Origin of the sequence: Luteolibacter yonseiensis (assembly GCF_016595465.1) — a bacterium.
In the GTDB taxonomy this organism is placed as follows: domain Bacteria; phylum Verrucomicrobiota; class Verrucomicrobiia; order Verrucomicrobiales; family Akkermansiaceae; genus Luteolibacter; species Luteolibacter yonseiensis.
Genome location: NZ_JAENIK010000005.1, coordinates 90,802 through 113,334 on the forward strand (window position 1 = coordinate 90,802; position 22,533 = coordinate 113,334).

A 22,533-nucleotide genomic window follows, 5' to 3' on the forward strand; every position below is an offset into this window, starting at 1 on the left:
CTTTGCCCCGGGCTGTCTCATTTCGCACCTTTGGTGCTGGAGAGTGGGCGGGAGTTTGGGCGGGGGTTTGTGCGGGGGGTTGTGCGGGGGTTTGTGTGGGGGTTTGTGTGGGGGTTTGTGTGGGGGTTTGTGTGGGGGTTTGTGTGGGAGTTTGTGTGGGAGTTTGTGTGGGAGTTTGTGTGGGAGTTTGGATGAGGGTTTGGATGAGGGTTTGGATGGGATTTTTATTGTGGCGGTGTTATTGATTTGTCGTGCTCCCATTGTTTGTGGTATGTCTGTGTTTGTCAGACGGACCACTTAGGCGAGGGCCGCTCCACGGGGCGATCACCTTCTCAAGCCCAAGCCCGGCAAGCAGCAAGCGCTCTCGCCGGGTCCTTCATTCCGAGGCCCGAACAACGGGAGTGAACCTCAACATTGACTTATCACTCATCATATGCCTGATCTCACTATCGATCAATTTTATGCGACCCAGTTCGATGCGAACTGGCAGCATCTCGTCCAGCAGAACGAAGGCCGTCTCCACAGCGTCGTCCGGCAGGAAACCGTCAAGGGGAAGCGGAAGCTCCTCAATTTCATCGGGAAGTCGAAGGCCCGCCTGATCACGACCCGCAACGGGAAGACCATCCCGTCGAACACTCCGCTGGCGAAGCGCAAGCTTTCGCTGCGCTCGTATGACGAGGTCTATCACGAGGATGAATGGGATGCCGATCTTCTCGGCGATGTGACCTCGCCGCGCTCGGCGGTGGTGATTTCCCAGGCGTCGGCGTTCCAGCGTGCGATGGACGAGGCGGTGATCAAGGCCGCGACGGGGACCGCCTATATCGGCGAGGACGGCAGCGAGCCGGTGGACCTTCCCGCGGGGCAGAAGATCGCGGCGACTTATGTGCATGGCGGCACCGGAGCGAGTTCCGGCCTGACGCTGGCGAAGCTGATCCGCGCGAAGTCGATCCTCGGGAAGAACGAGGCGTGGGGGCAGAACCAGTCCGGCGTGCTCGGGGACAAGGCGTATTTCGTGGTTTCCCAGAAGCAGCTGGATGATCTCCTCATCAGTGTGGATGTGGTTTCCAACAGCCGTTATTCCGATGTGAAGGCGCTGGTGAACGGCGAGGTGAACCATTTCATGGGCTTTGATTTCATCCGCACGGAGCTTCTGGATTATGACGACGTGGGAGGCGGGATCCGCACGTGTTTCGCGTTCCTGTCCTCGGGCATCGCGTTCTCGAAGAACGGTCTTTCGACGAAGATCGTGGTTCGTGACGACCTGAACGAGACGCTGCAGATCCGCACGAAGGGTTCCCACGGCGCGACGCGCACGGAGGAGGAGAAGGTGGTGGCCGTCTATTGCGACGAGACGCCCTGATGTTCCCGGTCCGCTTCGAATGTGAATTACGAACTTATAACATAAAAGACAATCATGGCTACCTACCAAACTGATACCGCCAAACTGCAAGCACCCGGTGGCGCGGGTGACAGCGGACGCGCGCCGGGCGGACTTGTGTCCGCCGACGTGCTGATGCTGACGGCGACCTACACGCTCCGCGGGGACGAGACGACCGCGGATTCCATCGAGATCGGCACGGCGCCGGCGGGTTCCCGCCTGGTTCCGCACCTCTGCCGGGTCGTGTCCGAGGCGGTCGGCGGCTCGTTCGCCGGCTCGATCGGCGACGCGGCCGACGCGACGCGCTATTCGACCGCGCTCACGCTGAGCTCGGCGGCGACGCTCGCCTTCGCGGGCGCGCAGAGCGGCGCGCTCTCGCCGGTGCTCAACACGGCGAACACTCCGATCCTTTTCAAGGTGACGGGTGCTCCGGCGGCGAGCCTGGCTTCCAAGGACAAGAAGGTGACGTTCCTCCTGGCCTTCACGGCACAGAACTGATCCGCCCCGAAAACAACCGAGGGGGGATCGGGATCGTGTCCCCGGTCCCTCCTCATTTTCCTTTTTTCCATCATGCCATCACCGACAGACATCGCCAATCTCGCGCTCCAGCATCTGGGGGAGTCGCGCATCACCTCAATCACCGACACGGGGGACAAGGTTTCCCGGACGTGCGGGCTGAATTATCCGCAGGCGCGTGACGAGGCGCTGCAGACGGCGCCGTGGACCTGTGCGAAGGCGCAGGCGACGCTGACGCGCCTGTCGCAGGCGCCGCTCCACAAGTGGAAGGCGGCGTACCAGCTGCCGGTGGATTTCATCCGGCTGTGCGAGGTGGGCGGCGGCGGGGCTTGGTTTCCATCCGAGTATTTCGACCGGATGGGGAGCAGGCTGGTGCTGGGGCGCGGTGACGATGAGACGCCGGTGACGCTGGACATCGAGTATATCTTCCGCCAGGAGGACACGTCGACGTATGATCCGCTGCTGGTGGAGTGCCTGGCGCTGCTGCTGGCGTCGAAGATGGCGCGGACGCTGACGGGGTCCGACTCGAAGGCGCAGGCGCTGCGGGACGAGTATGAGCGTGTGGCGCTGCCGCGCGCGAGGACGCTGAACGCGCAGCAGATTTATTCCGGGAAGAACCACCCGCTGCGGCAGATGCTGGGCCGCTCGGTGCTGGGGGGTGGGTTGAAGAGATGAGAAGCAAGAGGCAAGAGGCAAGAGGCAAGAGGCAAGAGATAAGAGATAAGAGATAAGAAAATTTTTGGGCGGTGGCTTTTTCTGCCGTGGCTTTGCCGGGCCTGGCCCGGGTTTTTGGGGGCGCTTTGTTCTGTTTTTATTTACGATTCATTTTCATCATGATCACCTCACTGATTCCTTCGTTCAACGCGGGCGAGCTTTCGCCGCTGATCCACCTGCGCTCGGATTTGGAAAAATACCGGGCGGGGTGCCGCACGCTGGAGAACATGCACATCATCCCGTATGGCGGGGTGAAGCGGCGTCCGGGCTTCGCCTTCGTGGACAGCATCCTGACGGAGTGCCGGTTGTTCCGGTTCCAGGTTTCCACGGAGGAGGTGTTTCTCCTGAGGTTCGGGAAAAGGAAGATCCATTTCTATGCCGGTGGCAAGCTGCTGGCGGGTGTGGAGGAGGACACGCCGTATGATCTGGACGAACTGGCGGAGCTCCAGATGACGCAGATCAACCACGTCGCGTATTTCACGCACCCGGCACGTCCGGTGCAGAGGCTGGTGAGGAACGAGGACGGGGAATGGAAGTTCGGCCGGGTTGATTTCGACTACCCTGCGATGATGGATGAGAACCTGAAGAAGCGCTTGAAGATCGCGGTGTTCAGCGGGACGAACGCGGACAAGGAGTGGAGCGGAGGCATCGAGGGGGAGACTGTCGATATCCGGTCACCGGATTTCGATCTCTTTCATACGAAGAGGAATCCGAACAACATCAAGAAACCGGTGGATTCGTACCATGTGGGGGCGTATTTCGAGATCTCCCACCCGAGGAAGGCGGACGAGTTCGACGTGACGGTGATGGCCCGCCAGAACGGTGCGACGAGGAAGGACAAGAACAGCAAGCTGGCGGACAAGGTGGGTGGGGAGATCCGGTCCGAGGTGCTGTATGTGCAAGGGGGCTGGACGTTCACCACCAGCGGGACGTGGTCCGGGACCTTCCGGATCCAGCGTTGCGAGATCGCGGCGCCGGACCCGGAGAAGGGTTACAAATGGGTGACGATCCGGAAGTTCGAGGGGGACCTGAACGCGAACTATTCGGCCGGTGGCGAGGAGGACGAGCTGGTGAAGATGCGCCTGGTCTGGACGAAGAACAGCGGGTCGGGGCACGCGTTCCATCCGAAGGGGACGCTGGAGGCGTCCGGCGCGTACATGCGCGGACTGGTGAAGATCGTGAAGGTGACCGACAAGAAGAACGCGGAGGCGGTGGTGGTAAGGCCGGTGCGGAAGGGGGCGACGAGCTACTGGCGCGAGGGCGCGTGGAGCGAGCTGAGGGGATTCCCCCGGACGGTCTGCGCGCACGAGGGACGCCTGATCTTCGGCGGGAACGAGTATCTGCGGCAGGCGATCTGGGCCTCCGCGGTGGATGATTATGAGAATTTCAAACCGGGCGGAACGGAGGATGACGATTCATGGACGCACGTGATCGCCTCGGACCAGCAGAACTCCATCCAGTGGATGATTTCCCACAAGTCGCTGTTGATCGGGACATCCGGGGACGAGTGGGTGCTGGGGTCCTCGCAGGACGAGGGCATCATCACGCCGACGAGCGTGAGGGCGCGCCGGCACTCGGGCTGCGGTTCGCAGTTCCAGAAGGCGCGGTTGATCGATGACTCGGTGATCTTCGTGCAGCGGGGTGGCAGGAAGCTGCGCGACCTGACGTTTTCCTTCAGCGCGGACGGCTATGTGACGACGGATCTGACACTGCTGGCCGACCACATCACGGGAGGTGGCGACGGGATCAAGGACATGGCGTTGCAGACGCACCCGGAGTCCCGGCTGTGGTGTGTGACGGATGACGGCAACCTCATCGTGCTGACGTATGACCGGGGCCAGAGCCTGACGGGCTGGCAGCGGATGACGACGGGCGGCGAGACGGACGGTTTCGAGAATGTGGCGGTGCTTTCGACCGCGGGCCAGGAGGACGAGATATGGGTTTGCGTGCGGCGCAAGATCAACGGCCAGGTGAAGCGGTGCATCGAGCGGATGAACACGAGCGGCGCATTCCTTGTCGGGCCGTGGAACCTGATGCGGACGCGGGCGGACGCCTGGAACGATCGGTACCGTTCTTACGCGGAAGGAATATTGGCGCACGCCGGACCCGGGGCGTGGGTGGAGGGGCAGGACATGTATTACTGCGTGAAGACCCACAGGGAGTCCCTGCCGACCTCGCTGTCCACGACGGACCACTGGACGGTGGTGAAGCCCTGGACTCCGGAGGGAATCTATAACCCCGGGGATCATGTCTATAGGAACGGGGCGGTCTACAAACGCAGGGATACCTCAACGACCGATTGATCCGCTCCGGCGAAAGCCGCGCGGCGGGCGGCATGAAACGCCGCCGATGATTCACGAATTTCCAATGATCTCCGGCCTTTGCCGGAAACAACCCAGCCACTGACCGAATGTCTTCTTCATCCTCATCATTTTTCAACCCCTCGCCGAGCACGGGGTCGACGGGTTCTCCGACGTCACCGGGTTCTCCGTCGGGACCACCTTCGACATCGCCCGGATCTCCGTCGGGACCACCTTCGACATCTCCCGGGTCTCCGTCGGGACCGCCTTCGACGTCTCCCGGGTCTCCGTCGGGACCGCCTTCGACGTCGCCCGGGTCTCCGTCGGGACCACCTTCGACATCGCCCGGATCTCCGTCTGGACCGCCATCGACGTCGCCTGGTTCTCCGTCTGGACCGCCTTCGACGTCGCCTGGATCTCCGTCGGGATCGCCTTCGACGTCACCGGGTTCACCGTCGGGACCGCCTTCGACGTCGCCTTCGACATCGCCTTCGACATCGCCTTCGACGTCACCTTCGACATCGCCTTCGACATCGCCTTCGGGTTCCAGCTCTTCATCGGGGTCGGTTTCCTCGTCGTCGTCGTCTTCTTCTTCTTCTTCTTCTTCTTCGAGCAGCAGCAGCTCCAGCTCTAGTTCCAGCAGCACCACTCCGGATGTGATCGTGGTGGATGATGACGAGTATTGGGATTTCGTGGTGGGGGTGAGGGAGGATCCGATCCTTTGGGTGAAGCAGGACAAGTATTATGTGGGCGACCTGGTGTCGTGGTTGGGAACGACCTACCGTTGCAAGTCCGAGCATTATCCGGCCACGGGCCAGCCGCCGGGCGTCTCGAGCTGGGCGTGGAACGTGCGGTGGGAGGTGGTGCAGGGTTTTTACCATGTGGGTGACCAGGTGTCGCGGCACAAGTGGAACTACACCTGCATCGCGGACCACGTGCCGTCCGAGGAGAACCGCCCGTCCGACGGGACGGGGAGCTGGGGGAGTTTCTGGGAGAAGGAGGTGATCCTTCCGAACAATTTCTATGTGGATTCCGGGGTGAGCCATCACAAGACGTTCACCGGAACGATGTTCGACGGTCTGGACCATTTGAAGGGCGAGACGGTGCACATCCTTGCGAACGGTTGTGTGCTGCAGCCGCGGACGGTGGACGGACAAGGGAGGATTTTCTTCAACCAGCCGGATGATCCGCAGACGTTCACCTCGCTGGTGGCGGGCCTGCCGTATGAGTCGGTGCTGGAGCCGATGGCGCTGGAGGCGGGTATGGAGAACGGCACCTCGGTGGCGCGGGAGAAGCGCATCCACGAGGTGGTGATCTATTTCCATGAGTCGGGCGGGTGCAAGGTGGCGGACAGGAAGACAGGCGCTTACGAGGCGCTGCCGTTCCGCACGGCGGACATGATCGCGGACCAGGCCGCGCCGCTTTTCACGGGGCCGTATGTCCACACGCTGGAGTCGCGGCATGACATGGAGGCGTCGTTCGTGCTGAAGCAGGACCTGCCGCTGCCGATGACGGTGCTGGCGGTGGTGCCGAAATGGAACATCTATGGAGACCAGGGCTGACAGGTTCACGATCCGGCACTACGAGCCGGCGGACTATCCCATGCTCGAGGAGTGGTGGGAGGGGCACGGCGCGCCGCCGATGCACGAGGACATGATCCCCGTGTCCACGTGCGTGGTGATGATGGATGGCGAGCCGGTGGCGAGCGGATCGGTTTTTCCGTGCAACAACAACTTCGTGGCGTTCTTCCACGGCATGGTCACCCGTCCGGGGCTGGGCATGAGGGAGGCGCGCCTGGCGCTGGAGGCGCTGCAGGACGGACTGGACATCATCATGCGGACGGGCGGCCACACGCTGCTGCTGGGGACCGTGCCGGAGGGCGCGATGCTGCGGGGGGCGAAGATCATGGGTTTTTCCCCGACGGGTGGTCCCGTGCAGGGGGTGGGGCGTTTTGTGAAACCTTTAAATTAGAAAATCATCTATCATGGGTACAGGTATTGAAGTTTTTGTCATCGCATCGATCGCCTCCATGGCGGGTGCGGGTATCTCCGCCTACTCGTCCTACCAGCAGGGGAAGGCGCAGGAGGCGATGGGCGAGCGCAACGCGAAGATCGCGGAGAACGCGGCGCTGAACGAGGCGCAGGTGGCCGCGGAGAACGCGAAGCGCGAGCGTGAGAAGGGCCGCCGCCAGCTGGCGGCGATCCGCGGGCACATGGCGGGGTCCGGCGTGCAGATGTCCACCGGTTCGTCGCTGGATGTCATCGGCGACGCGGCGTCCGACCTGGAGCTGGCGGCGATGGATCTCTTCCGCGACAGCACGGCGCGGCAGATGACCTACCAGAACCAGTCCGTGACGGAGCGCTGGGAGGGAAAACAAGCCGGCGTGGCGGGCAAGTACAGCGCGATGGGCACGCTGCTCGGCGGGGTGAGCTCGACGATGCGGGGCGTGGCTTGAACCAAACATTTCATCAAAGACAACGATCATGGAACTACCCGGAAAGAGTTTGATAAAGGCCTACGACACTGGCGGCGAGATCGACAAACGGAACGCCGCCGCGGTATGGAACGCGGTCGGCGAGGCCGGCGACAAATTGCAGGGCCTCGGCGAGACGGGCATGAAGGTGTCCAAGGAAAAGAAGGAGGCGGCCACCAAGGCGAAGGCGGCGGAAGAGGCCGCGGGTCCGGAGGACAGGAACGCGGGGATCCTCGCGAAGATCCAGGATGCGACCTCGCGGTCGCAGGCGGCCGAGCTGTCGCGGGAGATCGGCGAGCGCATCCGGAGCCAGCAGGGAAGGGTGGCCCAGAACAAGGACATGACGGAGGACGGGGCGGTGGACGAGTGGTATAAATCCACCAAGGACCTCCGGGAGAAGTATGGCAAGGATGGGAACCAGGCGCTGGCGGTGCATTCGCAGAGCCTCATCGAGCAGGGGGCGACGATCATGAGGCAGACGGTGGGCACGGCGAGGCTGCAGCGGGTCAAGCAGTCCGCCATCAACACGGTGGATCTGGCGGAGAAGTCCGGCGATGAGGACCAGCTCGAGCAGGGGTTGTCCGTGCTCAGGCATTTCACGCCGGACGACCAGTTCGAAGGGGTGCGGAAAAAGTCGTACAACCGCATGCAGACGCACCAGGTGGAGAACTCCATCGGCGGCGATCCCTACGCGGTGCGGGACGATCTGGCGAAGCCGGATTTCCTCGCGAGGCACCCCCACCTGACCGCCGGCGACCTGCCGCGTCTCCAGTCGATGGCGGCGGGCGCGGCCCGTCAATCGCTGGGGAAATCGGTGACCTCGTTCAACCAGGATCTCCTCACGGACAACCTGAAGAGCCGGGAGGACGTGGCGCGTGTCTATGGCCGCAGCGCACCGCCGCAGGTGGTGGAGCAGATGCAGCAGCAGTTTGACAGGAAGCATGACGAGACGGAGGGCGACCTGCGCGTGACGCCGGCCTACCAGAACCAGAAATCCGGCGAGGTGGGCAGGATGCTCGACGGCCTGGCCACGGCGAAGGGCGCGGATTTCGAGAAGAACTACACGGCGGCGGCGTTCGAGCTTTCGCTGTTGGAGGACAGCCCCGGGAAGGCCTACCAGATGGAGCGGTTGAACGCGTCCGTGGCGGGCCGCGCGTTCCGTCCGAAGGACCGCAAGCAGGCGGCCTTCGCGGCGCTGGATGGTTTCATCACGCGGGATGCCGGGAATTTCCAACCGTCGGTAAGAGTGGGAACCATGGATCCCTTGAGCGGCGCGGTCAGCTATGGTCCCGGCAAACCGCTGCGGGACATCCGTGCGGGGCTGGCGCATCCGGAGGACGAGGACGAGGCGATTTCCCACCAGATGGCGGCGGACTCGCGCTCGGGCGAGTTGTTTGACAAGCTCTCGAATTATTTTGAGATCAATCCGGACGCCAGCGCGCAGGACATCGAGAAGCAGGTGCTGGCCCTCCACAGCGAGGTGGTGAGAGGGAACCGCGGAACGGGAAACCGCTTTCCGCGCCCGGGGGAACCGGAAGGGCCGCCTCCCGGCCGTGATCTGCTGGAGGTGGTGGGGAGGTTTTCCGCCGGCCGCACGCCATCCGGCGCGGGGCAGGGGGGAGGGGATGCCGCGGGGCAGCTCGCCGCCCAACTCGCCGACGCCCGGGCGAAGGTGGATGCGGCCCTCGCCGGGTCCGACGTCGGCTTCAGCGAGCATGAGCGCGACGCCCTCGCCAGCTTCACGCAGGACCAGGGCAAGGACAAGCTCGCGCAACTGCTGGACCATGGCAGGCGGAGCAAGGGGGACATCGCCACCAGCATGTTGCGTTACCGGAACAAGGATGGCCGGCGTTCGCGGGATCTCTCGGTCCGTCGCGAGGCGGAGCGCGCGTTGTTCCTCCGGGGCTATGAGGGGCGTTCCGGTTCCACCGCTTCCGCTGGTGATGGCGGCACCACCGCTGGCTGACGCCAAGGCTGACGCCAAGGCTGACGCCGAAAGCTGACGCCGCCGCGCGGTGATTTCCCACCGCGATTTCCATTGGTCGCCCGGGAGGAAGCCGGGGGACGGAAGTGTTTTCCATCCCCTGTGCTTCCCGGCCCGGCGCGCATCCCCCCGTTGAACGAACCCGCACCGCAACCCGCAATTTTCCTGACATGGCCCTGACCCTCCTTCCTTCCATTGACGATCCCGAGACCGGAGCCGCCCCTCCGGCGGTGCTGCCGGATGCGGCGCCTGTGCCGGATTTTTCCGGACAACCGGTGAGCACCGCCGCATCCGCCGGAGTGCCGCTGACCCGGGATGAGGCGCTCGCCGCCCCGCTGCCGCCGCAGGACGCGGGGATCACGGCGGGAGCTTCCGCGCCGGTGGCGGCCCCCGAGATTCCGGACCCCGCGCTGACCCGTGACGGCATTCCGAGGGCGGATGAGAATCCGCTGGCGAAGTCGTTCGGTGAGATCCGGTGGGATGTCATGGTGCCCGGGAGCTGGCGGGAATGGGACGAGGAGTGGTGGCGGCAGAAGGGGATCGAGAGGGATCTTTCCACCCCCGAGATGAAGGAGACCTTCGGGATCGTGCTTGATAAGAGCCTGCCACTGATGGCCGGGGATCTGGACTCCTTCGAGGATGTCGAGCGGGAGAACACCCACCGCATCGTCGATAAATTCCTGCGGGATTCCACCGGAAGGGAGGTGCCGCTCGGCGCGGATGACATCCAGCGCAAGATGCTCATCCAGGAGGCCGCCCACCGTTTCTTCGACGGACGCGGGGCGGAGAGCGAGGTGGCGTTGAAAGGGGAGATCGTCAGCGCGGCCGAGGCCGACAGGGAGCGCACCGCGGCCGAATACAAGGCGAGGTTCGCCGTCGTGAGTCCGTTGCTCGGCGAATACATCGGCACGTCCGCCCGTGCGCAGATCCTGGCGGGCCACGATCCCGGGGTCTATGAGAAGGTGAAGGGGGAGCTCAATGAGAAATACGAGCTGCGGTCCGAGGTGGCCAACGCGCTCAAGGAAGCGGACGGTGATCCCGACCGCGCCATCTGGATGCTAAAGCAGAAGGTGGCGGAGGAGAGCAGGAAATCCAGTTCCTACCGCGATCCCTACAACCCCTTCTCCGCCCCGGCGAATCTCTCCTACAGCCTCGCGGCGGACCGGAACGGGAAGACCATCGCGCGTCTCCAGGAGATGCAGGCGGAATTCGACCGCATGGGAATCCCTCGCGAACAGCGGGCGAACTACATCCGGGACACGGCCAAGGCCACGGCCTGGACGAAGGATACGAACGACAACATCCGGCTGGGCTCGGACCTGCGGATTTACATCAACCCCGGCCAGGTCTTCGGGAAGAGGGAGGCAGTCGTCGCCGAGATCAACGCCTCGTCCGCGAGTCCGGACGAGAAGCACGAGGCCATCAAGCGCCTCGACCTCATGCGGGCAAACATGGCGGACAAGATGGACGAGATCCTGCGGAGGACGGATGCGACGCAGGGAGATGAATGGAAGAAGGATTTCGCCGCGGCGGTGCCGCCCGCACGGCTTGTCTATGGTTCCCCCGGCACGGAGTCCTACATCCGGTTTGTGAAGGACGGAGGTTTTTCCAACAAGGTGGATGCCCTGGACGCTTATGCGAAGTTGCAGAACGACCGGAACTATTTGTTCCGGTTCGAGGACGCCATCACGGTGGGGATCCAGACGGGCATCGTGGGAATCGCGAAGACCACGGTGGGTGCCGGGGCGGGATTGAGCGGGGTCGGCGGGATGATGGGATCGGACACGGCGAAGGAATGGTCCGCCGGGCTGGGCCGGAAGCAGATGGAGCTCGGCGACGTCATCTCCGATCTGGACAAGGCGTCCGACCTGCGGGGCAACACCGGGGAGCTGGCCGTGGCGAAGGATTTCAGCAACTCGCTGACGCAGATCCTGCCCATGCTGGCGGGCGGACAGTACGCCGCCGGGCTTGGCAAGCTCGGCAGCGTGGTCGTCGGCGGGATGGCCGTGTATGGCACCACCGCCGCGCAGGGCTACGAATCGATCACCGGCAGCGCGCTCGAGCACGCCCGCCGGCGGAAGGGTGGGGATCTCACGGATGACGAGATCATCGGCGTGCTCGGCGATCGCCGGGTGCAGGCGGGAGCCTTCGTCAACGCCATCCAGAGCGCGGCCCTGGCGAAGCTGATGCCCGGCGGCACCGAGCGCGCCGCCCTCGGCAGGCTGCATGGCACCACCCTCAGGGACATCCTTTCACGCGGCGGCGAAGGACTTTTCAGGGACCCCGCCTTCCGCAAGGAAATGGGACAGCTGGCGAAAAACATCTTCGCGGATGCCAGCGACGAGGCGATCGAGGGATTCCTCAACACCGCCACCGAGCACCTGGTCCGCGCCGGCACACTGGACCAGGACGTGAGGCTCGGCGACCTGCTCCAGGACGCCGCCTACTCGACCCTCTTCGACGGACCCACCGGCGGCCTACTGCCGCAGGTGCGGCATGGAGGGAAGTTTTACCAAAATATTTCTGATCTCAAACGCTTTCCGGGTGCGGAGGTGAGGGAGGAGAACGGAATATTTGTGTTGGATTATCCAGATATCGTAGCATTTTCGCCGAGTATCAACGGCATGCTCACAGAGAATGGCACACTGATCTTCGGCATCAAAACCCCCGAAAAAGACTCTCCTGTGAGAGGAGCTGATATGTTCAATAGAATGATCACCCATTTTGGAGACCGGGTTAAATCTATCCAGGGCCAATGGTATGAATACGATTCGGAAAACCCCGACAGAAGATCGAATTTATACACTTTCAACAAGTTTATCAAGGAAGGTAAGATTCCGGAAGAGGCTGCATTGCTTACTTTTACCGGGAAAATGGCAGGTCGCAACGGCTTTAAAGATGTCAAAATTCTTGAATCGCGGGGAAAAAAGGGGGAGTATACCAGAGTCAAAGTCGAATTTAAAAAACGTTATGAGAACCACTCCAGCAGAAATCAGAGAGCTCTTTGATAAATCGCAGTCCTGGCCGGATGTTTTTCGTGCTCTGCTTGCGCAAATGCACCCAGAAAATAGGACGTATGTTCATCTGATGGCCCAGCTTTTGAGATCCTGCGACATCGATTACAATCTCCTTCATGAACTCCAGTGTTGGAACGGGTTTGGTGGAAATGCAGGTTATACGGATGAAGAACTCTCACAGGTAGTGAGTGGCAGGATCGCTCTAAAGGTGGGATAGCAAGGGCCGTGGCGACGACGGGTGGTTTCTGATTTTGACGCCAAAGCCTGATTCAACAGAAACCACGCCGACCAGCTCAAGCAGGCCGAGGAAGCTGCCTTCGCGAAAGCCAGGGAATCCGGCGTCGTCAATACCGACGAGGTCCGTCCGTTCCTCCCTGGCTACGCTGACGCGGCCCCCTTCACACGGGACAACGATTACCATCAGGCGGCCAGCGGGATGAACGACCGTGTACTGGCGAGGATGCTCGCCGAGCCGTCAAGAACCGGCGTCGTCACCGTGCTCGCCGGAGGAGGTGGCAGCGGCAAGTCCACCGCTTCCGCGGCTTTCGTTCCGGAGTCGGACTTCACCTTCGACACCACGCTCTCCAGTCCCTATTGGGCTGGGAAACTTCAGGAGCAGATCCGCGCGAGCGGCAGGGAAATGGATGTGGTTTATGTCCACCGCCGCTTCCCGCTCGCGGTGGACAACATGGTCCGCCGTTATCTCAAAGACGAGGCGGACGGGAAGGTGGGGAGAATCGTGCCACTGCCTGTCGCGCTTTCCGCGCACATGGGCGCACAGGAAACGATTCTTGGTATGAAGGATGTCTCCATCACCATCGTTGATAACAATGGAAAGTTTGGAAAGTCTTATGAGATAACACTGGAAGATCTGGCCAAGGATCGTTATATAAACACATATGAACAAGACACCAGAGGAGAAAGAGGCGGCGAGGAAGCTGCGCGCGGCGGCACTGATCCGAAACCTGAACGAGGGAGCTACCAGGGACGCATTGATAACGGACAAGATCATCGAGGAGTTGGACCGGAAGCACGCCTTGAAAATGAAGGCCGACAGATCATTGAAGACTACCGCCGGCGAGGACGGCTGACCGATACCGCGGCCGACGCCTTCCTAGGGAGTTTTGCAGGTGACCCGCGCGGCACGGTCGTTGTTCCGGAGCAGGCGTTCCATGATCAGCAGCACTCGGAAAGTCCGCCTGACGGTCCCGTCATCACCATCAACTCTCCGCCGAGTCCTCCAGGGAATCCGTTCCGCGGGACCGATGGCTCCCTGGCGATCAAACCCCGGTTTCATGCGGACAGCGATCCTGATCTCGCTGCGAAAGAAGGCGAGTTCATTGGAATCCTCAACCGCCCGGTCGAGGAGGTGGATGCCGACTACAATGCCATTTCGGACGAGCACGAAAGCAGCCATGGAGGAAAGGTCATCAGCACCGATCTTCCGCGCAAGCTCCTTCCCGTCTTCGCCGAAAGCAAGGAAGGCCGGAAGCGGTACACCTCGGTGACCACCGCCGGAGCCCGCGCTTACGGTCGGGATCGCCTCTGGCGTGAGATCAACAACCGCGGCGATCGGAGGAAGCTCATGTTCACCGCTGGCGGCATCGCCGCCGGGAAAAGTTCCGTTGTCACCAAGGAGGTCATCGACGCACAGGATCTTGTCTATGATGCGACGCTGCGGGAAACGGATTGGGCGATAAGCAACATTGAGAAGGCCATCGAGCAAGGCTGGGAGGTTCAAATCGTCTATGTCCAGCGCCCCATCGGCCTGGCTCTGGATGGAGCGGCCGACAGGGCTGGAAAGCAGGGACGTTCGTTCCCGCTCGCCGATCTTCCCGCCGCCCACGGAGACGCGCAGCGCAGCATCATTGAAATCGCCAAACGATTCGAAGACAACCAGGCGGTGCAAGTCCAGTTGTGGATGAACGCCGGCACACGGGGGGAGGAACCTACCCCAATGTCGCTGTCCCAACTTGACAAAGGAGGTGAATATTCATATGAACACATCAATGCCACTGACACCGGAAGAACGACAAGCTTGGTCCGAGGCGACCAAGAAGGGGGTGATCAACGCCTTCCAGAATCTGGGAGCGCCTCCGAAAGAGGAGCAGTCATCGACGCCTACCGAAAAGCACTCGGAAACCCGGACCTCTCCCACGAAGTCCTTTCCGGACTCGCCGGAAAAGACGAGGAGCTCCGGCGAATCCTGAAGGAAAGCGGGAGATAGGATTTTACGGTCCAGCCTGTCCTTTCCATGAAGAAATACGATGTCATCGGCGATATCCACGGCCATGCGGTGGAGTTGGGATCGTTGTTGGAGAAACTCGGCTACCGGCGGAACGTGGCGGGGACCTATATGCCGCCTGAGGCGGACAGGATCACGGTTTTCACGGGTGATTATATCGATCGCGGCGGAGAGAATTTTGAAGTCATCAGGACGGTGCGGGATATGGTCTCCGCCGGCCACGCCCACGCCATCATGGGAAACCATGACCTGAATGCCGTGCTTTTCCATACCCTTCACCCCGACTCCGAAACAGGGGAGATGAAGCCGCTGCGCAAGCATGACCTCTATCACACGCGGCTGCACCAGACATTCATCGATGAGCTGGAGCGGGATCCTGAATCAGGTGAGGAAAACCTCGGTTGGCTCAAGTCCCTGCCCATCTGCCTGGAGCGGGATGGCTTGCGCTTCGTCCACGCGATGTGGGACCAAGCCGCGCTGGACCACCTCCGCGCGGACGGCCTGTTGAATGCGGATGGCACCCTTCACCCGGATCACTGGCATGAACTCGCCATGAAGGGCACGCCCGGCTGCGACGCCGTCGATCTGCTGACGAAGGGACAGAAAATCGACCTGCCTCCGGGCGTGGAATTCATCAATGCCGATGGCCACACCCGCGGGGAAGCCCGGCTGAAGTGGTGGGCGGACGCCGGAGATGCCGGTCTGATGCTGTACCAGGCCGTATTGGGTGTTCCAGCCGAGGCCATGCCGGACATTCCCGCGCCCGAGGTGGTCAAGGATCGCATGCGCCAGCTCCAGGACACCCGGGGCACGGTCGTCTTCTTCGGCCATTACTGGATGAGCGGCGAATACCCCACGGTGGAAACGGAACGGGCGATCTGTCTGGACCAGAGCGTGGCGAAGGACGGTTATCTGGCGGCCGCCACCGTCACGGTGGAAGATGGGAAAGTGCTTGAGATGAGCTTCCACTCCGTGAAAGCGAGACCCGCCGCAAGGTGAAAGTGCCTTAACGGGCATGGAGGAGGATTCGTCGGCACGGATCCGATTTCGAGAAAGCTGAAATCCTTGATTCGAACGGTGAGCCGGGCAATATCCCGCCGTCAAAGTCGGATTCCAAAAGCCATGATTGAAACCACTCCCTCCGAAATCAGAGAGCTGTATGGCAAATCGAATTCCTGGCCGGAGGTATTCCGCGCGCTCCTCTCACAGATGCATCCGGGCAATAGGACCTATCTGCATCTGATGAATGAATTTCTCGTGTCTTGTGATATCGATTATCGTCTCCTGAATGAGATCCAGCGATGGAGCCACTTCACAGGGGATGCCGGCTACACGGATGAGGAGCTTTCACAGATCATGAGTGACAGAATCGAACCTAAAGCAGGATAGCAGGAATCGTGGTGGTGAACGAGTCCCGGTTGAAGTCAAAGCCCGGACATTTTCGTTGAAACAATCCGCATGTGGAATCTTCTGCGGCGGGGCCACCGGTGGCCTGCTGCCGCAGGCGCGGCATGAAGGGAGGTTTCATGAGTGTGACATTGGCATATCTCTGGAAACCGGAATACAACGGATCCGCTGTAGAAGGAAATAGGTGGACGGCTGGAACTCCAGAACAACCCCGGCGAGTGGACTCATTCGGACCACGGGGTGGTGTCTGGCTTGACGCGGAGTTCCGCGCATGCGGTTCCGGCATTTAGATAGGGACATCTTTCGTATGCCCGGAAGACGCCCTGAAGGGCTGGACTACGAACGGAAGAGCATCCCGAATTAAAATGGGGAGCACGTCAAATCAATTTGGATTTACGGGGTGGTGCGGTTTTGGTAAAAGGGCGGGGATGTCTCCCGCCCGGCGGGGGGATTTCAATTTCCTTTCCCCTATCATGGCCCTGACCTTTCTTCTTCCGACAGACGACCGCCCCGCCGGTATGCCAACTTCCTCGCTGGAACCGGAAATCACGGGGCCTCCCTCCGCTCCATCCGCCGGTCCAGATATGGCGATGTCCGTCCCCGTCGGGATACCGGAGTCTCCCGGCGGAGCGGATGCCGGGGCCAACGCCGGTGCCGTCGCCGCGCCTCCGGATGCGGAGTCTCCGCCCGCGGCCCCGGCTCCAGCTACGGCATCCCTAGTGGATGGCGAGGATGGCGTCGGCGGACCTGCGCCGCTTGAGGGCGGGGATGAGGGATGGGAGCCGGCGGGAGGGGAGGCCGCGTCGGACAAGAAGTGGGATCTCTCGACGCCGGAGGTGGCGCGTGTTTGTGAGGCGGCCCTGGACAAGGAGGGCCATTTCAGAAACCAGGATGCGGGCGATGGCCTGGATCGCAACCGGCAGATGATGCTGTGGGTGAACGACGATTTCATGCGGACCCAGGTGGGGCGGGACATTCCGCTCGGGGAAGATGAGATGGGGCGCAAGCTGCTGCGGCAGGAGATCTCCATCCGCCACTTCGGCGGACGTGGTGCGGAGTCGGAGGATGCGCTGCACGCGGAGATCGTGAAGTTCGCCCAAGGCCGCAAGGATCGCGGAGCGCTGGAGGGCGATCTCGTCCTGCGCGCCCGGAAGGCGACCCTACTGGGCTCGATGGATCCGGGCCGTTCCGTGGCGGCCGCGTGGCCGGTCTTCCGCGACGAGGCACGCCGGCACCCGGGTTACAGGCAGGAGGACGAACCGGAGTTGTTCGCGAAATGGAACGCGACGCTGGTCGGGACGCGCCAGTCGCTCGGCGGACTGGTTCCCCAGCTTTCGCGCGTGTGGAAGATCCTCCAGCCCGTCCGCACGGACGGTTCCGGCCAGCCCTTCGTGGGGCCGCCCGCACCGGCGCGGCCGTTCGTCGGTCCACCGGGTCCGGGCCAGATGGTTTCGGATTTCACCATGCCTGAGGACACGGCCACCAATGCGGCTCCGGCGGTGTCCGGCACGGACGCCTTCGCATCCGCCGCCGCCACCGCCCGGGAAATTTATCGGGGGCTGCCGGCGGACCAGCGTGAGGCTTTCACCGACGGCATCGGACTCATGGCGATGTCCCTGCCTCCGGACAAGAGGGAGGGTTTCGTGAAGCGGCTGCATGAGGATTCCGGCGTGAAAAGCGGCCTGCTGCGCGCATATGGGCGCATGAAGTCGCCCGACGAGGCTCCGTCCCCCTACCTGACGCCGGATCCCGCGAGGAGCGCCGCCGATTGGCAGATCCTCAGCGACGCCCATTCGCAGAAAGGCGCTTTCGGAGAAGACATGCGGACGGAGATGGACTATGCGCGGAACCATTCCACCGCCGCTTCTTTCGCCGGGGCGTTCACCACTCCGGACGGGAGCGCTCCCAAGTTTCGATCCGGTTCTCCCGAGCACAACGCGCGCGTCGCCTTCTGGGAAAGGACGCGCGGAAAAAAGGCGGCGGACGGCATGGCTGCGGCGGATGGCTCCGGCACTTACAAGACGCCCACCCCCAGCACGCTGCCCGCCGCGAAGCAGCGCGCGGACTTCGACAGCTACTGGCAGCCGTTGCTGACGAATCCCCGGCTGACGCCCGCCCAGCGTGAGGAGACCATCATGGCGCGCGATCTCGCACGGGTAAGGATGGAGTCCCAGATCGCCTACCGGGCCGCCGGTCCCTTCCAGCGGAACGCGCTCCGGCGGCAGATGGAGTGGGGTGCGGTGAGCTTCGAGATTTTCAGGCGCGACCAGACCCTTGCCTGGAAAAATCCCCGGGAGCGCGCCGGCTTCATCAAGGACTTCCTCACCCGGGTGGATGCTCCCTTGCTCAAGGCCGGCGAGGAGGAGGCCGCGGTTTTCAAGATCGCCGAGAGACGCCAGCGGGGTGCGGACATCGTGGGAAAACATGCGTCGTTCTCGGCGATGGATTCGGACCTCACCGGAGTCGCCTACAAGGGCACCGATGTTTTCTACCACATTGTCGGAGGCCTCGGCGGCGCGCTGAAGGAAAGCCTCACCGGCAAGCTGGATTCCCGGCAAAACCTCGGTCACGAACTCAAGGGACCCGGCCTGGAACAAATCAAGCAGGGCCTGCGAACCAGGATCAAGGCTTACGAGGAGACGCTCCTGAGGCCCGTCGTCAACATATACCCGATGGGCCAGCGGAATCCGGGCCCGCCGCCCCCGGACCCCAATGCGATGACGCGGTACATGCTGGCGGCGGATCGCGACGCGCTGCAGCAGCTAGTCAAGCTGGAGGGCGAGCTTGCCAAGGAGGGATTCACCCCGGAGGAGGCCGGGCACGCCATCTTCGACAACGCCAGGATGACCGCGTGGACCAAGGACGAGCAGGAGGACTACGCGCGCGTGCTTTCCACCGGCGAGGTCACTTTCAATCCCAGCCGCGTCTATGGCGACGTGGCGGCCATGTATCGCAAGATCGACAGCCTGGACATCACTCCCGCCGCCAGGGAGCGGGCGAGGGCGAATCTCGACCGCCTCCGCGAGGAGCAGGCTGGCAAAACCCTTCAGCTCCTCGCCAATCAGGATGACAATTTCCTGCGCGATGAATTTGAAACCATCCGCCGTCAGAAGGAGCGCGAGGGCATCACCGATCCTGTCGGGCTTGTCGATGCCTACCAGCAGCACATGAAAGACCGCTGGTGGACCACCAAGGCCGGAGACGCCACGCTCACCGGCCTGGTGGACGCGGGCCGGGGGCTGAACCGCCAGGCCATTTCCGTGGCGAACGCCTCCGCCACCCTCTTCGCCCGCGCCACCGACGCCGTCGGCATGGACGGCGTGGCCGCCGGCACGCGCGGGAACATCGCCACCATGGCCGGCTGGCAGCAGGCCAGCTTGAACAAATCCAACGACGAGAACCACATCGCCAGCCTGTCCGGCATCAACGGTGGCTATGGCGTGGTGAAGGACCTGGCGAATACCGGCGGCCAGCTCGCCCCCACCATCCTCGTGGGATTCGCCACCGCCGGTTCCAGCGTGCCGGTCCAGCTCATCGGCACGGGCATCGTCGGCGGGATGCAGGGCTTCGGCTCCGCGGTGGACATCGCCATTTCCCTCGAGCAACAGAAGCTCGGGCGGGATCTCTCCGGGGATGAGTTGCAGAAACTCGTCTCCTCCCGCGAGGTCATGCTCACCGCCGGATTGAACGCCCTGCAGACCGCCGCCGGAAACCTCATCTTCCGTGGCGGTGCCGGTGGTGCGGGAGCCGCCGCGGGCCGGGAGCTCACCCTCAGGGAACTCAGCGGCATCCTCCGCACGCAGGCGGGCCGCGCCGCCTTCGGCAGGGAATTCAGGGGAAGCTTCAACGCGCTTCTCAACACCACCAAGGCCGGCTTCATGGACGAGGCCAGGGAGGAGCTCGCCAACCAGGTGCTGGAGGACATCATCACCCACATCGGCCTGGGCCGGGAGCTGGATCCCGAGGAGACGCTCACCGGCTGGGTGGGTTCCTACGTCCTCGGCGGCACCGTCGGCGGGGCCGTCCCTCATTTTCACAATCCCACCCGCGTGCTCACCACACGGCTGGGCGAGGTGAACCGCGCCATCGAGGAAACCAGCGATCCGGAAAAACTGGCCAACCTCCGTGCCGGCAAGGCGGCCCTTGAAAAGGAATGGGCCACCCGCACCGGGACTCCCTCTCCATTCCAAGGCGGCACCAGCCCCGCGCCGGATCCGGAATCCGCCGTGGATGATGATTTCTCCGCCGCCGTCAGCCGTATCGGTGTCGACGACGCGCTAGCCACAGGCGCTCCGGCCGCCACCCGCGTTCCCGTTGCGGAGCCTTTCCCGTCATCTCCGGCGGTCCCCGGCCCCGGCGCGGACGTCGTCTCCATCACTCGTGAGAAACAGACCCTGGACAAGCTCCATGGAGACCTCACGCGCGGCGGCCTCCCACCCTCCATCGCCTCCGAGCGCATCTACACCTGGGCGCCGATCGTCAACGTTCCTCAACAGACCATGGATCACCTCAGGTCCTCCGGTCTCGGCGGCGCGCTGCCCAATCTGGAACGGACTCTCGGCGGCCTCCCCGGGAAGATTGCTCAGGACATCCTCCGGGACAATACACCGTCCGCAGGACGGGTAGGGGGGATGGATACTACGACAGTTCCGTCGGTCTCCATGGATACTGCGAATCTAGTAGTATCCAAACCTAGCGAAGAGTCCAAGACTTCCGTGCATACGGAAACATCCACGGATACCCGGACCTCGGAACCGGATGCTCCAGCGACAGTTACCTCTCCCACCCGGGCGGTTCAGGAAATTTCCACCGCGCTTTCCCAAGACCTTCCGCACATCCGGTGGGGAGGGAAAGGCGGAGCCCTCGACGGCCATTGGAGCAGATCCTCCGGTGTCCTCTCCCGCCTGCTGCCGCTCACCATCATCGGCCATGCCGGCGGCACCAAAGCCAGCCAACGCATCAACGCGTTCACCACCGCCAGCGACACCGACCTCGCGGCGATAGGAGCCACTCCGGAATCAATCACCCGCTTCCGACAGTCCCAACTGACCGGCAAGGGAGCCTCGGCCCGGGCCCTCGCGACCCTCATCGACACGCTGGATCCCAACAGCGCTTCCGCCCGTGCCGCCGTGATCGATTTGGAAAACCGCGCCGCCGCCAGCCGACGGGCCGCCGCCGAACTCCAGAGCAACGGCGGACTGCCCCGGGTGATGGCCCAGGACGGCGGTTGGACGGTTTACGATTCCGCCACAGGCCAGGAAATCGGCAGGGCCACAACGCCGGAGGGAGCGGCGGCCATCGTTGACGGGCTGCATCGTCTTCAGCCGGTGGAGATTGGTGAGGTTCATGACGGCGGTTCCTCGGAGGAAGATAGACCTGTCGCCAAGCGTCTCTCCAAGATCAGAAAGAAAGAAGGAATTTCGAAATATGAACAATGGAACGCGATCGCCTGGAAAATCTACAGATCCGTGTCCCGTCATGCCGCGATCATTCCTTATGATCTCGGCGTGAAGTCAAAAAACAGAAAGGGAGTGGACCGCTCCGCCATACTCTTTGACGAAGAATGCCCCCTGACCCCCGAAGAACTCGAGATATTACCGTCCCCGCGCGAGATCGTTCTGGTTCATACCGCAGAGGGACGACTTCATACGACCAACCTTGGAAAGAGAGGGACCGCTGTGATTCCAGATGACACCCCCGCCGGCTCCATCATCACGCACAATCATCCTAGCGGAAGCGGTCCGAGCGTCGAAGATATTGAAATAGCCCTCGAAAATCCAAGCTTCGTGATGAGGGTCATTACAAGAAACGCGGGTGGAAAAGTGGAGATATGGAAATTCAGTGCGATGGGGGAGATTGGAACGGTTCAAATAAAAGTCATAACAGAATATTACATCGGAATGCGTGATAAATATGGAGGTAAGAATATTCATGGAAACGAAAAGGCATTGGACTTGACGATGTTACGGTTTCCAGGTAAGTTGAAAATTATCAACCGTATTCACCAATGAGCTTAGACCGGAATATTGATCCAGAAGTGGCCAGACTGATCACGAAGGATGGCACAAGTCTCGAAGAATTTGAGAAAATGCGTATGGAGGCCGATTCTGATCCGTGGGTGATCGCTCTCATGGAGAGGTGGGATAGGATCCAAAGCGGGAATCTCACTGATGAGGACCGTGCTTTTTGTGAAGAAGTTGAAAAAAAAGAGGAAAAAAGAAAGGCGGAAGCAAAGGCCGCTGGTGCCTTGTGGATCATTGATGACAGCAGCTGCGATGCGGACGAGCCAGACAGGATCGCTTGTTTGGAGGCGAAGTTTGCGAAGGAATAGATGGACGGTTTCCATGCGGTCTGGCTAGGCCCAGGCTTGGTTAGGGAATTTTGATGATTCTGTTTTTCGTCTGCACCGCGAGTCTTTCTCCCTTCCCAAACTGTCCCCGGCCCCGGCGCGGACGTCGTCTCCATCACCCGTGAGAAACAGAACCTGGACAAGCTCCAT

15 protein-coding genes are annotated in these 22,533 nt (G+C 62.2%); 14 read left to right on the forward strand and 1 reads right to left on the reverse strand.

Features of this window, described 5'->3' with window-relative positions; all coding sequences use genetic code 11:
• Positions 1 to 433: 433 nt before the first annotated feature.
• The 4 genes from JIN84_RS05875 (at position 434) to JIN84_RS05890 (ending at position 4,911) form a co-directional block, all read left to right on the forward strand.
• Positions 434 to 1,360, forward strand: a complete 927-nt coding sequence (locus JIN84_RS05875) for a phage capsid protein (RefSeq protein WP_200350100.1) — start codon at positions 434 to 436, stop codon at positions 1,358 to 1,360.
• A gap of 54 nt (positions 1,361 to 1,414) precedes the next feature.
• A complete protein-coding gene (locus tag JIN84_RS05880; protein ID WP_200350101.1) occupies positions 1,415 to 1,876 on the forward strand; it encodes a hypothetical protein in 462 nt (153 codons plus the stop codon).
• A gap of 72 nt (positions 1,877 to 1,948) precedes the next feature.
• A complete protein-coding gene (locus JIN84_RS05885; RefSeq protein WP_200350102.1) occupies positions 1,949 to 2,569 on the forward strand; it encodes a phage connector family protein in 621 nt (206 codons plus the stop codon).
• Between the two features lie 158 nt (positions 2,570 to 2,727).
• Positions 2,728 to 4,911, forward strand: a complete 2,184-nt coding sequence (locus JIN84_RS05890) for a phage tail protein (RefSeq protein ID WP_200350103.1) — start codon at positions 2,728 to 2,730, stop codon at positions 4,909 to 4,911.
• A gap of 132 nt (positions 4,912 to 5,043) precedes the next feature.
• On the opposite strand, the gene JIN84_RS05895 is transcribed toward JIN84_RS05890, so the two are convergent.
• Positions 5,044 to 5,466 carry a hypothetical protein gene (locus JIN84_RS05895; protein WP_200350104.1) on the reverse strand — a complete coding sequence of 141 codons (423 nt, stop codon included), beginning with the start codon at positions 5,464 to 5,466 and terminating at the stop codon, positions 5,044 to 5,046.
• A gap of 98 nt (positions 5,467 to 5,564) precedes the next feature.
• On the opposite strand from JIN84_RS05895, the gene JIN84_RS05900 reads away from it, so the two are divergent.
• The 10 genes from JIN84_RS05900 to JIN84_RS05945 all read left to right on the forward strand — a co-directional run bounded on the left by JIN84_RS05900 (position 5,565) and on the right by JIN84_RS05945 (position 22,365).
• Complete coding sequence (locus JIN84_RS05900; protein WP_200350105.1) at positions 5,565 to 6,470, forward strand: hypothetical protein; 906 nt, start codon at positions 5,565 to 5,567, stop codon at positions 6,468 to 6,470.
• Complete coding sequence (locus JIN84_RS05905) at positions 6,454 to 6,879, forward strand: hypothetical protein (protein WP_200350106.1); 426 nt, start codon at positions 6,454 to 6,456, stop codon at positions 6,877 to 6,879. Before JIN84_RS05900 ends, JIN84_RS05905 begins: the two co-directional genes overlap by 17 nt.
• A gap of 13 nt (positions 6,880 to 6,892) precedes the next feature.
• Positions 6,893 to 7,363 carry a hypothetical protein gene (locus JIN84_RS05910; RefSeq protein ID WP_200350107.1) on the forward strand — a complete coding sequence of 157 codons (471 nt, stop codon included), beginning with the start codon at positions 6,893 to 6,895 and terminating at the stop codon, positions 7,361 to 7,363.
• A 28-nt stretch (positions 7,364 to 7,391) separates the two neighbouring features.
• Complete coding sequence (locus JIN84_RS05915; RefSeq protein ID WP_200350108.1) at positions 7,392 to 9,347, forward strand: lysozyme family protein; 1,956 nt, start codon at positions 7,392 to 7,394, stop codon at positions 9,345 to 9,347.
• 188 nt (positions 9,348 to 9,535) lie between these two features.
• Positions 9,536 to 12,373, forward strand: coding sequence for a hypothetical protein (locus JIN84_RS05920; protein ID WP_200350109.1), 2,838 nt, complete (start codon positions 9,536 to 9,538; stop codon positions 12,371 to 12,373).
• A gap of 445 nt (positions 12,374 to 12,818) precedes the next feature.
• A complete protein-coding gene (locus JIN84_RS05925; RefSeq protein WP_200350110.1) occupies positions 12,819 to 14,609 on the forward strand; it encodes a zeta toxin family protein in 1,791 nt (596 codons plus the stop codon).
• Between the two features lie 27 nt (positions 14,610 to 14,636).
• A complete protein-coding gene (locus tag JIN84_RS05930) occupies positions 14,637 to 15,626 on the forward strand; it encodes a metallophosphoesterase (protein ID WP_200350111.1) in 990 nt (329 codons plus the stop codon).
• Between the two features lie 123 nt (positions 15,627 to 15,749).
• Positions 15,750 to 16,016 carry a hypothetical protein gene (locus JIN84_RS05935; RefSeq protein ID WP_200350112.1) on the forward strand — a complete coding sequence of 89 codons (267 nt, stop codon included), beginning with the start codon at positions 15,750 to 15,752 and terminating at the stop codon, positions 16,014 to 16,016.
• A gap of 491 nt (positions 16,017 to 16,507) precedes the next feature.
• Positions 16,508 to 22,045: a hypothetical protein gene (locus JIN84_RS05940; RefSeq protein ID WP_200350113.1), complete on the forward strand. Its 5,538-nt coding sequence runs from the start codon at positions 16,508 to 16,510 to the stop codon at positions 22,043 to 22,045.
• On the forward strand, positions 22,042 to 22,365 hold the full coding sequence (locus tag JIN84_RS05945) for a hypothetical protein (RefSeq protein WP_200350114.1): 324 nt from the start codon (positions 22,042 to 22,044) through the stop codon (positions 22,363 to 22,365). The genes JIN84_RS05940 and JIN84_RS05945 overlap by 4 nt, the downstream gene beginning before the upstream one ends.
• The last annotated feature ends 168 nt before the right edge of the window (positions 22,366 to 22,533 follow it).

Excerpts from the sequence above, each read along its gene's own strand:
- JIN84_RS05875 (WP_200350100.1), top strand. The coding sequence starts at position 434 with ATGCCTGATCTCACTATCGATCAATTTTATGCGACCCAGTTCGATGCG.
- JIN84_RS05880 (WP_200350101.1), top strand. The coding sequence starts at position 1,415 with ATGGCTACCTACCAAACTGATACCGCCAAACTGCAAGCACCCGGTGGC.
- JIN84_RS05885 (WP_200350102.1), top strand. The coding sequence starts at position 1,949 with ATGCCATCACCGACAGACATCGCCAATCTCGCGCTCCAGCATCTGGGG.
- JIN84_RS05890 (WP_200350103.1), top strand. The coding sequence starts at position 2,728 with ATGATCACCTCACTGATTCCTTCGTTCAACGCGGGCGAGCTTTCGCCG.
- JIN84_RS05895 (WP_200350104.1), bottom strand. The coding sequence starts at position 5,466 with ATGAAGAGCTGGAACCCGAAGGCGATGTCGAAGGCGATGTCGAAGGTG.
- JIN84_RS05905 (WP_200350106.1), top strand. The coding sequence starts at position 6,454 with ATGGAGACCAGGGCTGACAGGTTCACGATCCGGCACTACGAGCCGGCG.
- JIN84_RS05910 (WP_200350107.1), top strand. The coding sequence starts at position 6,893 with ATGGGTACAGGTATTGAAGTTTTTGTCATCGCATCGATCGCCTCCATG.
- JIN84_RS05915 (WP_200350108.1), top strand. The coding sequence starts at position 7,392 with ATGGAACTACCCGGAAAGAGTTTGATAAAGGCCTACGACACTGGCGGC.
- JIN84_RS05920 (WP_200350109.1), top strand. The coding sequence starts at position 9,536 with ATGGCCCTGACCCTCCTTCCTTCCATTGACGATCCCGAGACCGGAGCC.
- JIN84_RS05925 (WP_200350110.1), top strand. The coding sequence starts at position 12,819 with ATGAACGACCGTGTACTGGCGAGGATGCTCGCCGAGCCGTCAAGAACC.
- JIN84_RS05930 (WP_200350111.1), top strand. The coding sequence starts at position 14,637 with ATGAAGAAATACGATGTCATCGGCGATATCCACGGCCATGCGGTGGAG.
- JIN84_RS05935 (WP_200350112.1), top strand. The coding sequence starts at position 15,750 with ATGATTGAAACCACTCCCTCCGAAATCAGAGAGCTGTATGGCAAATCG.
- JIN84_RS05940 (WP_200350113.1), top strand. The coding sequence starts at position 16,508 with ATGGCCCTGACCTTTCTTCTTCCGACAGACGACCGCCCCGCCGGTATG.
- JIN84_RS05945 (WP_200350114.1), top strand. The coding sequence starts at position 22,042 with ATGAGCTTAGACCGGAATATTGATCCAGAAGTGGCCAGACTGATCACG.